We start from the raw sequence: 13,017 nt of genomic DNA on the forward strand, positions 1-13,017 counted from the left end.
ACACCGTGCCCCGCCGCGAGACAGCGGACTCAGGTGAGGCCCGACAGCGGGCCCTTGAAGTCCGGGTGGCCGAAGGTGTTCACGTTCACCCCGAAGGCCTGGGCAATGGACACCAGCAGCTTGTTGTGGGCCACCGCGCCCGTCAGCGGCGTACCGGGGCCACCCCAGTTGTTCAGCGGGTTGGAGCCGGCGGGACGCAGCCGCAGGAAGCGGCCCATGCGGAACTTCCCGGCCGCGCCGCCCGCGAGCACCGTGGGCACGCGCACGTTCATGTGGCCGGACGCATCCCCCAGCTCGTTGCCCCAGAGGATGAGGGTGTTGTCCAGGGCGGTGCCGCTGCCCTCCTGCACGGAGGCCAGGCCGTTCATGAGGTACGCCACCTGCTCGGCGTACCAGCGCTGCACCTTCACCATCTTCCCGCGAATCTCCGAGCGCAGCGGCTCGGCCGTCACGTCCAGACGGTGCGCCAGGTCGTTGTGCGTGTCCTCGTTGATGCCGAGCCACGGCATCGACGGGCCCGGAATCGTCATCGTCACCACTCGCGTCAAGTCACACGCGAAGGCCCGGACGATGAGGTCCATGTGGAGCTTGGTCAGCGTGGGCATGTTGGTCAGGTTGCCGAGCTGGCCCAGGTCGTACCCCGGAGGCGCCGCGCCGCCGCTGCACGCGGCCTCCGCCGGCAAGGGCTCCTGCGAGGGCGTGGGGGCCGTGCTCAGCGAGCCCAACCGGCGCTCGATGTCACGCAGCGATTCCAGGTGCGTCTCCAGCTTCTGCCGCTCCGCGCCCGCCAGGCGGTTGCGCAGCCGGGTGGCGTCCTTGACCAGGTAGTCCAGGAGGCTCCTGCGACGCGCGAGCGCGCTCGCGTTCTCCCCCGGGTCCGACGTGGGCGACGGCGCGTTGCCGAACAGGCGCTGGTAGACGCCCGCCGGGTCTCGCTCGAAGGGCACGCGCCCGCCGTTCGGCGTGAAGCTGATGCTGTTGTAGACGTGCTGGCCGCCGAACTGCTCCCACGCGTTGAGCTGGAGGGAGCGGAAGCGCGTGGCGCCGCCAATCTGCGTCGCGAGGACCTGGTCCAGCGAGGCGTTCTCCGGCAGGTCGTCACCGCTGGCGGTGTTGACCTTGCTGCCGGTGAGGAACGTGAGGGGGCCGCCCTCGTGCCCCGTCAGGCCGTGCTCGTAGAGCACCTGGTAGTCCAGGCCATCCAGCACCAGCAGCTTGGAGCGGTGGGCCTGGAGCGGCGACAGCATGGAGTTGGGGAAGTCGAGGGTGAAGTCCGTCTCGCCGCCCTGCGGGTTCCAGTACTCCGGAAGGCACCCGTGGGAGGTGAAGATGGCGATGAAGCGCATGGGGGGCGTGGTGCCCTGGGCATACGCGTCCGTGGTGCCGAGCAGGTTGGCCAGGGGCAGCGCCGCCGCCGAGCCCGCCAGGGTCTTTATCAGGGAGCGTCGTGAGAGTTCGCGGAGCATGGTGGCTACTCGGGGGAAGGGGTGCGCCGGTGGACGAAATACGGTGAGCGGACGAGGCCAACGAGGGCATCGCCCAGCTTCAGCTTCGGGTCCGCGCGGAAGCGCGAGCGCATGTCGGCGAGCATCGGCCCATCGACGGTGTCCTCATCCCGCCCCATGACGTAGCGGAAGAGCTGCAGCGGCACGCAGTCGGCGACGTCCGAGCTGCTGGCGAGCCAGCGCGCGAGCTCGGCGCCGCCCGTGAAGGTGAACTTGCCTTCGGCGTGCTCGACGGAGCCGCTGGCGTCCACGTCCAGGTTGTTCTCCTTCGTGCGGTACTTGCCCACGCCGTCGTAGTCCTCCATGCCGAAGCCGATGGGGTCCAGCTGCCGGTGGCAGCCCGCGCACGTGGGGTTGTCGGTGTGGGCGGCGAAGCGCGCGCGGGTGGTGCTGTCCGGCGTGACGGCGGGCGGGATGATGATGATGGACGGCGGGGGCGGGGGGACTTCACGGCACAACAGGCGCGTGAGGACGAACTTGCCGCGACGGATGGGCGAGCTGGAGTCGAACAGCGCGTACGTCGTCAACACGCTCGCGTGCGTGAGGATGCCCACCCGGTTGGCCGGCAGCGGAACCCGGCCGAGGGTGCCATCCGGCGTCAGCGACGTGCCGTAGAACTCCGACATCAGACCGTTGGCGAAGGTGTAGTTCGCGCTCAACAGCTCCTTCACCGAGCCGCCCTCGTTGGAGAGGACGTGGTTGATGAAGGCCAGCGTCTCCGCGCGAGCGGAGAGCTTGAACGTCTGGCTGAAGTCCGGGAACACCTGGTTGTTCTTGTTGAGGCTCTCCAGACCGGACAGCCCGAGCCACTCCACGATGAAGCGCTCGAGGTACTTCTGGGACGCCTCGGTCTTCAGCAGGCGAAGCACCTGGGCCTCGCGAACAGCGGCCTTCTTGAGCTGCCCCTCGGCGGCGGCGGCGGCCAGCTCCGCGTCGGGAGGCGAGCCCGTCACGGCGAACGACAGCGCCGTGGCGATCTCCTGCTGCGTCAACCACACCACCTTGTTCGCCGGTCCACCGGACTCGCCCAGCTCCGTGCGGTACAGGAATGACGCCGACGTCAGCACACCCTGGATGACGAATTCGGCCGCCTTCTTCGGGTCCGACTCCTTGCGCACCGCCTTCCACAGCGCGAGCAGGTCCGTCTCTTCCTCGGCCGTCACCGGCCGGCGGAAGGCGCGAGCGCCGAGCGCGCGGATGAACGACTTCGCGCAGTCGTCCTCGTTCTGCCCCGCGGCGCAGGCGTACTCGCTGGCCAGGTTGTTGACGGCGACAGGGCCCCAGTTGCGCTCGGCCGCGGAGTCGAACTGGTCCGCGAGCAGCGGCGTGACCTGGAGCCGGTCATGCGTGGTGAAGCCGAGGATGGCGTCCTCGGGCGCGAAGAGCTGCGCCATGGGCACCAGCGTGGGGTTCTTCACGATGCTGTAGACGCTGTTGTCGTATTCGGCCCGGGTGATGCGACGCACGCGCGCGGGGGCTGCCTCCGATACCTCTGGAGGGTCTCCGCCGGATGTGTCGCCTGAGCAAGATGCGGTCACCAACAGCAGTGCCGCGGGGAGGCAGTAACGGACGATTCGCATGCGGAAGGCACCCTCTGACCCAGCAGCCCCCAGAAACCCCCTCTGAAGCGCCGGAACGCAGGCGAGTGTAACCGCGCGCGCCGTCGCGGCCTCCCCACTTTTTGACGCACCATGTGAGGGCCGCGCTCCACGCTCTTCCAAGCCCGCGAGAAACGTCGGCGCACGCGCCCGACAGTCGCCTACGTTCACGTCGCGCGACCCACGTGCGCGAGCCCCGCAGCATTGGAGTGGCGGTGACCCACGCGACACTCGCCCACCCGCGAACGCACGCCCTTCATCCGAGCAGACAAGCACTCACTCGCGCACAGCGCCTGCCAGGACTCACGCCGGGCGCACGCGGTGCTCGACACCACCGGGGCCCGCGACCATCAGGTCCGTGGCCACGCCGAGGAACAGGCCATGACCAACGATGCCCGCGCGCGCGCCCAGCCGCGCGGCCAGCTCCGACGGCGCGTCGATGGGACCGAAGGCGCAGTCGAGCACGAGGTTGCCCTGGTCCGTGAGGAAGGGCGCGCTGTCGACACCCTGGCGTGGCGTCACGCGCGCGCCGAGCGACTCCAGGAACAGCGACTGCGAGCGCCAGCCGAACGCCAGCACCTCCACCGGCACGGGCCAGTGGGTGCCGAGCTTCGGTGACAGCTTCGCCACATCCGCGACGATGACGACGCGGCGGCTGGCCTGGGCGACAATCTTCTCGCGCAGGAGCGCGCCGCCGCCGCCCTTGATGACGGACAGGTCCGGCGCCACCTCGTCGGCGCCGTCGATGGTGACGTCCAGTTCCGGGTGCGCCTCCAGCGTGGTGAGGGGAATGCCCAGCTCCAGCGCCAGCGCCTGCGTGGCCCGCGACGTGGGGACGCCCACGACGTCCAGGAGGTGTCCCTGCGCGCGCAGCGCCGCCAGCCGTCGCACGGCGAAGGCCGCGGTGCTGCCCGTGCCCAGGCCCACGTGCATCCCCGGCAGGAAGAAGCGGTCCACCGCCGCCTCGGCCGCCGCCCGCTTGTAGCGACCCGTCCGTGCGCTTGAGTCGAGCTCCATCACCCCGCTCCTTCGTCACCATCCTGCCGCGTGCTTCAAAGGTACATCGCCTCGCGGGGAACGGACGCAGACACTCGCCGCACGACACCCGTCCCCAGCGAGAGCTCGAAGGCCCGGCTCCGCTTCAGAAGCGGAAGAGGATGGCGTCGTAGCCGCCCGCGCTGGCGCTCCCAGGCACGCTGCCCCAGGTGTAGCCCACCGCGTACGCGGCACCGTCCGCGCCGACCGTCACCGCCTGCCCGCGGTCCGACGCGCTGGAGCCCACCTGCCGCGTACCGAGCCGGTTGCCCGCGGTGTCGAACGTGGACAGGAACACGTCGCCGCCGCCCAGCGACACGTTGCCGTCCAGCGCGCCCGACGTGTGGCCCACCAGGTGGACCTTTCCATCCGCGCCCACCGCCACGCCCTGCGCGTAGTCCGTCGTCGTCGTGCCCAGCTGCCGCGTCCACTGCCGCGCGCCCGTCTCGTCGTACTTCACCAGCACCGCGTCGTACGTGCCCACGCGGACATTCCCGTCGAGCGCGCCGAAGGTGTAGCCGGACACATAGGCCGCGCCGTCCTCGTCCACCGCCACGCCCGTGCCGTACTCGTCGCTCGTCGAGCCCAGCTGACGGACCCACTTCGAATCACCGAGCACGTCGTACTTCGCCAGGAAGAGGTCCACCGTGGTCCCCGGCGCGGTGACACCATCGAGGCTGCCCAGCGTGTAGCCGGCGACGTAGACGTCCTCGCTCGGGCTCACCGCCACGCCCAGCGCCACGTCGCTTCGCCCGGAGCCGAACTGCCGCATCCAGTACGGGTTGCCGCCCGTGTCGAACTTGGCCACCACCACGTCGTAGTTGCCCGGCGTGGGCGTGCCGTCGATGCGCCCCAGCGAATAGCCGGAGATGAAGAGGCCGTCCTGGCCCGCGCGACGCGTGACGGCGATGCCCGTGGCGAAGTCGTCCGTCTCCGTGCCGAACTGCCGTACCCAGTCCAGCGCGCCGCCCGCGTCGAGCTTCAACACGAAGAAGTCCGTGCCGCCCGCGTTGACGTACGGCAGGAAGCTGCCCCACGTGTAGCCCGTGACATAGACGTTGCCCGCCAGGTCCGCCGTCACCGACAGCGCGCGGTCATTCATCGCCGTGCCCACCTGCCGCACCCAGAGACGCGTGCCATCCACGCCGTACTTCGCGACGAAGACATCCTGGCCACCCGAAGACGGCGCGGAGCCCAGCTGTCCGCCGGTGTGGCCCGCCAGATAGGTAGCGTCGCCCACGGAGGTGACGGCCAGCGCCAACTCGTCCGCGGTGCTTCCCAGTTGTCGTTGCCAGTCAGGGGGCGTCAGGGATTGGGCGCTCGCGGGCAGTGCTCCCAGGAGGGCCACCGCGCTCGCGACACCACACGCGCCACTCCACCACTTCCGATTCATGGGCGACTCCTATCGAGATGAAAGTTTCCGCCCGTACTCTGACGCGTCTGCCAGGCTTGAAACATCTCGGAAGGACCGCCCCTTCCTCGGAAAGGGGCGACGCGGAGCGTTGGGCACTCCGCGTCACACCAGGGGCCAGCCCGAAGCAGGCCCCCGGTTCAACAGCTCAACAGCTCAGATGTTCCAGCTACCGCGGATGCCCAGCATGATGAGGCCGTACGGGCCATCCTCGGCGAAGCCCAGCGGTGTCTTCACAGGGGCCGGCAACCCGGGGATATTCAGCGTGGTGTCGCCGGAGCGCGTCGTGTACCGCGCGTAGGTGCCGGTGAGGTAGGGGCCGAAGGACAGCGAGTGCCCCAGGCGCCACTTGCCACCGACGGTGACGTTCACGAACTCGGGACCGCGCGTCTGGCTCTTCAGCTCCAGGTTCGCGGTGACGGGGCCGTTCTGCCCGGGGATCTGCGTGGGGCCGGAGTTCTTGTTGTTGAGGATCACCATGCCGAAGCCGACGCCGACGAAGGGGTCGAACGAGGCGGTGGGAGAGAAGTGATACTGAACCTGCGGACCGAACCGCAGCTGCGAGGCCGCGCACTCCCAACCCTCGAAGCAGGAGTACGGGTTCTCCTTGGAGAGGATGTACGAGTAGCTGCCGTAGGCGCCGACGAACCAGTTCGGCGTCACGCGGTAGCCCAGCTCCACCAGGAAGGGCACCGCGCCGTTGGCGGCGTCGCTCAGCTTCACATCACCCACGGACTGGTCCAGCCGCTTACCGTTCTTGTAGACGTAACCCGCTCCCGCCTGAAACCCGAGGCCGACCGTGACTTCCAGTCCCGTCGGCGCGCTGTACGTCGCGACTTCCTGAGCGCTCGCGCCCGCGGAACCCAATGCGACCGCCGCTGCCAGGGCCCAACTCAGCCTACCCGTCATAAACCCCTCCATAGAAATGGAGCGTTGACTCTAGAACAGCACGCACCACACAAGTAAGCCGCGCTGCGTCATGTTCGCGGATGTGACGCTGGGTCAGCGCCGACTGTCAGGGGTATGCACAATGCGGGGGATGAACGTCACCTTGGAGCAGGCCCGAGCCCTCGACGCCCTCGCCCGCCACGGCACCTTCGCTTCCGCGGCCCAGGCACTGGGAAAGGGGCACACGGCGGTGCTCTACACCCTGCGCACTCTGGAAGGACAGACAGAGCTGGAGCTGCTCGACAGGCGTGGCTACCGCACGCGGCTGACGCCCGCGGGAGAGCGGGTGCTGGAGCACTGTCGCAAGCTGCTCGCGGCGGAGCGGGAGCTGGAGGCGACGTGCGCGGAGATTCGCGCCGGCTGGGAGCCCACGCTGCGCATCGTCTTCGACGGCGTCTTTCCGGCCGAGCCGCTGTTACGCGTGGTGAAGGCGCTCAGGGCGGAGGGTGCGGGCACGCGTTTCCATGTGTCGTCGGAATTTCTGGCGGGAGTGGAAGCGGCCTTCGTACGGGACGAGGCGGACCTGATGGTGTCGGTGCTACCGCCCTCGCTGCCGGGCCTGAGGAGCTACGCCCTGCCGGAGTTGAAGGCGCTCCTCGTAGCGCATCGCTCCCATCCGCTGGCGCGGCGACGACGGGGGACGCTCGAGGAAGAAGAGCTGTCGGAGCACTTGCTGCTCACCGTGCGAGGCTCGGACCCCCGGCTCCAGCTGAGCACCGTCTCCTTGGAGCTGCGCTCCACGGTGCACCTCAATGACTTCGCGGCGAAGAAGGCGGCCATCCTGGAGGGCCTGGGCTACGGGTGGCTGCCGGAGCACCTGGCCTCGCGCGAGCTGCGCCGGGGCGAGCTGAAGCTCCTGAAGCCCGCGAGCGGCTCCACCCATGCCTTCCTCCCCAAGCTCCACCACCGCGCGGGCGTGAGGCTGGGTCGCGCCGCGCGCCGCGTGGTGAAGACACTCACCGGGACGGAGCCTCCGCAGTGACGTGAGCGCGGGTGTGAGGCTGGACCGTGCCGCGTGGTGAAGATGCTCACCGGGACGGAGCCTCCACGGTGACGTGAGCGCTCCAGCGACTACTTCGTCGCGGTGGTGCAGTCTCCCGTCACGTCCCGCGCCGGGCTCCCATTCACCTTGTTGTCGGTGAAGACGTTGTCGGTGGCCACCACCAGCTCCACCGCGCCGTTGCCCCGGTTGCACACCACCACGCCACCCGCTCCCGCGAGGTTGCGCAGGAAGCGATTGCCTCGCAGCGTGACGGCCCGCGTGCCCACGTCCTCCAGGTAGATGGCGGCGGCAGGCCCATCGGTCACGAAGTTGTCCTCGAAGGTGTTGTTCTCCACCAGGTCGTTGTTCGGCTGGAAGTAGTGCAGCACGCCGCCGCCGCCCAGGTCGTAGATGTTCTGGGCATTGGGCCACGCGAGGAAGGGGCGCGGCTTGAGCGCGCTGTTGGTTGCGCCCCGGAACGCCACCAGGCCGTTGTTCCGGAAGGTGTTGCCTCGCACCACGGAGTCACGCCCGTGCGTCACGCACATGGCCCCGCCTCCCGCCATGGACGACGTGCCCGCCTGCGCGAAGCGGTCGATGTCCCTCGTGCGGTTGCCCTGGAACAGCGAGTTCTCCACGCGCGAACTCACGGTGAACATCAAGTCCAACGCGCCGCACTTGGCCGACACCTCGTTGTCGCGGAACACCGAGTCCCGAATCGTCACCGGCCCCGGGTAGTAGGCCCACAGCGCGCCGCGCGTCTTGTCGCGGTTGCCGTTGTAGTCATTCTTGCGGACCTTCTCGAAGACCATGTGCTCGAAGACGGGGTCTCCATCGCCCACGGAGTTCTCCCCGAAGAAGTTCATCCCCCACCAGCCGTGGCGATTGGTGGAGGTGAGCAGCACGGGCTTCTCCGCCGTGCCGCGCACCTGGATGCCGCCGTAGACGCGCAGCTCCACGCGCCCGTCGTGGTGGTTCATCACGCTGTCGGCCGCGCCCTCCTCCACGTCGGCCTCCGACACCTCCGGGCGCCCCAGGAAGTCGAGGATGACGCCGGGCTGCACCGTGAGGACCTGACCCTTGGGGATGGTGACGACGCCCTGCGCGTCGCCGCGCACGCGGTACGGCGAGCCCGCCTCCGTCAACGTCCCGGACAGCGTGCCGGTGATGACAGTGCCTCCGTCCTCGGGCACCTCGATGATGGGCCCCGCGTCTCCCGTGTCCGGTGTGCCGCCGTCACCCTCGGGGACGACTCCAGGCTTCTCTGGCGTCGACGAGCAGGCGGTGACGAGCACGCCCAGCATCAACACCGTCATCAGAAAGCGCTTCGCACACTCGGAGGCGGACGTGTCCATACCCGGCGCGCTAGCACGGCGTCGTGGCCGCTCGCAAACCGCGTCCGGGCTGGTAGAAGCGCGCGCCATGTCGAACGAGGTCCTCGTCCTCTCCTATTCGGGCTGTTCCACCTGCAAGAAGGCGCTGAAGTGGCTGGAGGCTCAAGGGGTGCCCCACCGTGTGCGCCCCATCGTCGACAGCCCTCCCACTGTCGCGGAGCTGGCGCAGTGGATACCCCGCAGTGGTGTGTCCGTGCGGAAGTGGCTCAACACCAGCGGACAGAGCTACCGCGCCCTCGGCAAGCCCAAGGTGGACGCGGCGAGTGACGCGGAGCTGCACACGTGGCTCGCTGCCGACGGGAAGCTCGTCAAGCGGCCGGTGCTCGTCACGCCCACCGCCGTCCTCGTGGGTTTCCAGCCGGAGAGCTGGGAGCGGGTGTTCCCCTCGGGAGGCTGAAGGCCGGGCGGGCGGGCGAGCCCACGCGCGCTCGAGCCTCGCGAAGCGCGCGGGCACGTGAAGATTCCTTTGTATGGAATCCAGTGCCAGGCGTCCGCTCGGGGAGATTCTCCTGGAGATGGGGGTGCTCAATCGCGCCCAGCTCCGGGTCGGACTGGTCCACCACCATGAGACGCACGTCCCCCTTGGACGCGCCCTGGTGCGTGAAGGCGTGTGCTCGGAAGCGGATGTGCTGCGCGGCCTCGCGGCGCAGCTCGGCGTGGAGGCCGTGGACCTGGACCACTCCCCGCCCGACCCCGGCATGGCGGACCTGCTCCCCTCGCGAATCGCTCGGCAGCACCGCGCCGTGCCCCTGCGCGTGGAGATGGTGCCCCTGGAGCAGGGCGAGCGCGAAGTCCTCCACATCGCCCTGCCCGCCCCCGTCTCGCTGGAGGCTGTCGACGCCGTGCGCGCCGTCACCGGCAAGCCGCGCGTGGAGGCCCACGTCGCCTCCGACACCGCCATCACCCGCGCCCTGTCGGAGCTGTACGGCATCGAGGAGCCCGCCGAGCCCGCGGCGACTCCCGCGCCGTCCCCTGGCGGCCCCCTGCTGCTCTATGGCTGGCCCCCCGTGACGGCCGTCCTCATCTCCCGGCAGCTCGCGCGCCATGGCCACCAGGCCCGCGTGGCCACGCCCCTGGACGTCCTCCACACCGGCCCCGGAGACCTGGTGCTCGCCCCCATCCAGGCCATGGAGGGCCTCCTGGCCGGCGAGGTCCACATCGAGGGCTCCCTCATCGTCCACGGCACCTCAGACGACGAGGGCTTCGAGCGGGCGCGCAAGCTCGGCGCCCGGGGCTTCCTCGCCAATCCCCGCGACGAGCAGCTGCTGCTGCGCGCCGTGCGACGCCTGCGCTCCGGGGGCGCCTCGTCACTGTCCGGCGAGCCTGGCTCCCACCACTCCCACTGAGCCGAGGCTCACCTGGGTCTTCCGCGCCCCAGCACCAGGCCTGGGAGCCCACTGTCCGTGCGAGGGGGCCATACCTCCGGGCCGCCCCTCCACCTGATTCTCAAAAAATGAAGGATGCGAGGAAACTCGTAGCGGCGGCTTCAGAGAATGAAGGCACATGGCGCCACTTCGGGCGTCGCGGAAATCCAGCTGGAGCCCTTCATGTCCTCCCCGCGCATTGCCTACCGCCCGCCTCCGCCCCCTCCCCGTCGCGAGCCGCCCCCGCCCGTGCGCGACGAGCAGGCCCCGCGCAACGGCACCCAGCAGCGCAACCCGCGCGTGGACACGCAGGCGCAGGGTGGCGTGGAGAAGCCGCGCAGCAATCTGGTGAGCGGTGAGTCCAGCTTCGAGGCGGGTGGCGCGCGGGCCGAGGCGAAGGGCAAGGGTCCTGGCGGCATCGACACCCACGCGTACGCGCAGGGCCCGTCCCTGACGGCGGATGCCCGGGTGGACGCGGACGTGAGCCTGTCCGGCATCGACGTGAACCTCGCGGTGGACATCGACGCCACTGCGGTGGAAGCGGGCGCCGGGGCCTCCAAGACGGTGGACTTCGAGATCGCCGGTGAGAAGTACTCGGTGGAGCTGGACCTGGAGGCCATGGGCAAGATTGGCGCCGACGGCCACATCAACCTGGACCTGCACGTGGGCACGGACGGTAACCTGTCCATCAACGCCTCCGCGTCGGGCTTCGCGGGCGCCCAGGCGAGCCTCACCGGCTCCATCGAGCTGAAGCACGAGGGCGACACCCTGGCCTCCGCCAGCGTCACCGCCAGCGCCAGCGCGGGTGTGAGCGGCGACGCGCACGCCAACATCGGCCTGAACAACGGCAACCTGGAGTTCGACGTGGGCGTCGAGGCCACCGCGGGCCTGGGCCTGGGTGTGGATATCGAGGGCTCGGTCAACGCGGGCAACGTGCTGAAGGCCGTGGGTGAGACGGCGGCGGCGGCGGGCGGCGAGATTCTGGAGAACGTGGCCGAGGGCGCCATCAACGCGGGTGGCGCGGTGGTGGACGCGGCCGGCGACGTCTTCTCCGGCGCGGTGAACAAGGGCAAGGACATCATCGAAGGCGTCGGCGACTTCCTCGGCCTGTAATGATGAACCGGAGCATTCCGGCGATGCCTGGCCCCCCGGGGCTGGGCTAGAGTCGGCGACCCCATGGCCGTCTCCAAGCTGGCTACCTCCGCTGCGCGATTGATGAAGCAGGGCCTCCTCAAGGAGGCGGCCCGTGAATTCCAGCGCGCGCTCGAACAGGACCCCCAGGACGCGAGCGCGCTGCTCGGCCTCGCTCGACTGCGCCTCGCGCAGCACGACGATGACGGCGCGCGCGGCTTCCTGGACCCACTGCTCGCGCTCCATCCCACCCACCCCGAAGCGCTGAGCCATCTGGCGCGGTTGAACGCAGAGAAGGGCGATGCGAGCGCGCTGGAGCTGCTCGCGACGCTCGCCACGCAGCCCACGGCGGGCTTCTTCGAGGTCCTCAACCACGCCCGGGGCCTGCTCGCGCATGAGAAGTACGCGCGGGCCATCAGCCCGCTGGAGCATGCGCTGGCGATGCAGCCGGGCAATGCCCAGACGCTCACGTACCTGGGCAAGGCGCACCAGGGGGCGGGCAACCTGGACGCGGCGCTGAAGGCCTACCAGGAAGCCGCCGAGGCGACTCGCACCGAGCACCTGCCCTTCCTGCTGGCCTCGCGTGTCCAGGTGCTCCAGGGCCAGATTGGCCCGGCGCTGGTGACGCTGCGGCAGGCCATCCTGCGCAAGCCCACCGAGGCGTCGCTGTTCCGCGAGTTCGCCTCGCTGTGCCTCTTCGCGGGCGCACCCGACGCGGCCATGCGCGCGGCCATCGAGCTGCGGCTGAAGCTGCCGGACAGCGCGGACGCCATCTACCTGCACGGCCTGTCCGCCTTCGTCGCGGGCAAGGACGAGGAAGCGGACCGCATCCTGCGCGAGGCGCTGGAGAAGGCCCCGGGCAATGCCCAGGTGCGCGTGGCGCTGGCGAAGGTCCGGCGCAGGCTCGGCGACGACACGGAGGCGAAGAAGCTGCTGGAGGAGACGCTGAAGTTCGCCCCCGGTGACGTGGGCGCGGCCAATGACCTCTCCGTGCTGCACCTGTCCAAGCCCGGTGGTGCTCACGCGGCTCGGAAGGTCCTCTCCGAGGCGCTGAAGTCGCACCCGGACGACCCGGGCCTGCACCTCAACCTGGCGCTCGCCCTGGCGGACAGCGACGCGGCGACGGCGCTCACCCACGCCCGGCGCGCACAGGAAAGCCAGGACAAGAACATCCGCGAGCAGGCGGACCGGCTCGTCACGGCGCTCACCCCGCAGTGAAACAACGCGCCCTGAGCGCCGCGGGACATCGCGGCGCTCAGGCTCGCATCACGCGCGGGAGCAATCCCAGCGTGCTGTCACCGGGCGGGCATGGAAGCACTCCGGCCTGGTGTCCCGGGCAACCGGCGCACGCCCGTTGCCCGCCCCTGGAACAACTCCAGCGCGCCGAGCACCTCGAACCAGCGCTGGAGCAACCCCAGCGCGCAGAGCACCTCGAACCAGCGCTGGAGCAGACCCAGGGCGCCGAGCACCTCGAACTAACCCTGGAGCAACCCCAGCGCGCCGAGCACCTCGGGGTACACCTTGCTGGCGAAGTAGCGTCCGCCCGCGATGGTGAAGTGCACTCCGTCGCTCATGCGCAGCTTCATCGGCTTGCGGAAGCCCTCGACGCGAGCCTGGAGCAGCGCATTTCCCCGCGCATCGGTGAAGTA

General features: G+C 69.8%; 12 protein-coding genes and 1 pseudogene. 5 read left to right on the plus strand and 8 right to left on the minus strand.

All coding sequences use genetic code 11. The features are described 5' to 3' along the window. Nucleotides 1-29: 29 nt before the first annotated feature. The 5 genes from ACN469_RS23630 to ACN469_RS23650 all read right to left on the minus strand — a co-directional run bounded on the left by ACN469_RS23630 (nucleotide 30) and on the right by ACN469_RS23650 (nucleotide 6,458). A complete protein-coding gene (locus ACN469_RS23630; protein ID WP_498771007.1) occupies nucleotides 30-1,466 on the minus strand; it encodes a DUF1552 domain-containing protein in 1,437 nt (478 codons plus the stop codon). A gap of 5 nt (nucleotides 1,467-1,471) precedes the next feature. After that, the gene (locus ACN469_RS23635) at nucleotides 1,472-3,085 is read right to left on the minus strand and encodes a DUF1592 domain-containing protein (RefSeq protein WP_498771008.1); all 1,614 of its coding nucleotides are present in this window, start codon (nucleotides 3,083-3,085) and stop codon (nucleotides 1,472-1,474) included. Between the two features lie 321 nt (nucleotides 3,086-3,406). Then, a complete protein-coding gene (rpiA, locus tag ACN469_RS23640) occupies nucleotides 3,407-4,120 on the minus strand; it encodes a ribose-5-phosphate isomerase RpiA (protein WP_498771009.1) in 714 nt (237 codons plus the stop codon). Between the two features lie 124 nt (nucleotides 4,121-4,244). Further along, complete coding sequence (locus ACN469_RS23645) at nucleotides 4,245-5,531, minus strand: SBBP repeat-containing protein (protein WP_498771010.1); 1,287 nt, start codon at nucleotides 5,529-5,531, stop codon at nucleotides 4,245-4,247. Nucleotides 5,532-5,705: 174 nt separating this feature from the next. Then, the gene (locus ACN469_RS23650) at nucleotides 5,706-6,458 is read right to left on the minus strand and encodes an outer membrane beta-barrel protein (RefSeq protein ID WP_498771011.1); all 753 of its coding nucleotides are present in this window, start codon (nucleotides 6,456-6,458) and stop codon (nucleotides 5,706-5,708) included. A gap of 130 nt (nucleotides 6,459-6,588) precedes the next feature. Here ACN469_RS23650 and ACN469_RS23655 point away from each other — a divergent pair, with 130 nt between their 5' ends. Then, on the plus strand, nucleotides 6,589-7,479 hold the full coding sequence (locus tag ACN469_RS23655) for a LysR family transcriptional regulator (protein ID WP_498771012.1): 891 nt from the start codon (nucleotides 6,589-6,591) through the stop codon (nucleotides 7,477-7,479). Between the two features lie 89 nt (nucleotides 7,480-7,568). Here the strand turns inward: ACN469_RS23655 and ACN469_RS23660 are convergent, their stop codons facing one another. Next, nucleotides 7,569-8,834 (minus strand): right-handed parallel beta-helix repeat-containing protein, encoded by a 1,266-nt coding sequence (locus tag ACN469_RS23660; RefSeq protein ID WP_498771013.1) that lies wholly within the window; start codon nucleotides 8,832-8,834, stop codon nucleotides 7,569-7,571. A 67-nt stretch (nucleotides 8,835-8,901) separates the two neighbouring features. Here ACN469_RS23660 and ACN469_RS23665 point away from each other — a divergent pair, with 67 nt between their 5' ends. The 4 genes from ACN469_RS23665 to ACN469_RS23680 all read left to right on the plus strand — a co-directional run bounded on the left by ACN469_RS23665 (nucleotide 8,902) and on the right by ACN469_RS23680 (nucleotide 12,586). After that, nucleotides 8,902-9,270, plus strand: a complete 369-nt coding sequence (locus tag ACN469_RS23665) for a Spx/MgsR family RNA polymerase-binding regulatory protein (protein WP_498771014.1) — start codon at nucleotides 8,902-8,904, stop codon at nucleotides 9,268-9,270. A gap of 73 nt (nucleotides 9,271-9,343) precedes the next feature. Beyond that, entirely contained in the window at nucleotides 9,344-10,219 is an 876-nt protein-coding gene (locus tag ACN469_RS23670) for a GspE/PulE/PilB domain-containing protein (protein ID WP_498771015.1), read from the plus strand. 201 nt (nucleotides 10,220-10,420) lie between these two features. Beyond that, nucleotides 10,421-11,350 carry a Circumsporozoite protein gene (locus ACN469_RS23675; RefSeq protein ID WP_498771016.1) on the plus strand — a complete coding sequence of 310 codons (930 nt, stop codon included), beginning with the start codon at nucleotides 10,421-10,423 and terminating at the stop codon, nucleotides 11,348-11,350. A 63-nt stretch (nucleotides 11,351-11,413) separates the two neighbouring features. Then, nucleotides 11,414-12,586, plus strand: a complete 1,173-nt coding sequence (locus ACN469_RS23680) for a tetratricopeptide repeat protein (protein ID WP_498771017.1) — start codon at nucleotides 11,414-11,416, stop codon at nucleotides 12,584-12,586. A gap of 77 nt (nucleotides 12,587-12,663) precedes the next feature. Here ACN469_RS23680 and ACN469_RS23685 read toward each other — a convergent pair whose 3' ends face one another. Beyond that, nucleotides 12,664-12,837, minus strand: coding sequence for a hypothetical protein (locus ACN469_RS23685; protein ID WP_498771018.1), 174 nt, complete (start codon nucleotides 12,835-12,837; stop codon nucleotides 12,664-12,666). Between the two features lie 6 nt (nucleotides 12,838-12,843). Then, a pseudogene (locus ACN469_RS23690) lies at nucleotides 12,844-13,017 on the minus strand (SGNH/GDSL hydrolase family protein); the annotation flags it as partial.

This window comes from Corallococcus terminator, from assembly GCF_049194865.1.
Lineage (GTDB): Bacteria > Myxococcota > Myxococcia > Myxococcales > Myxococcaceae > Myxococcus > Myxococcus terminator_A.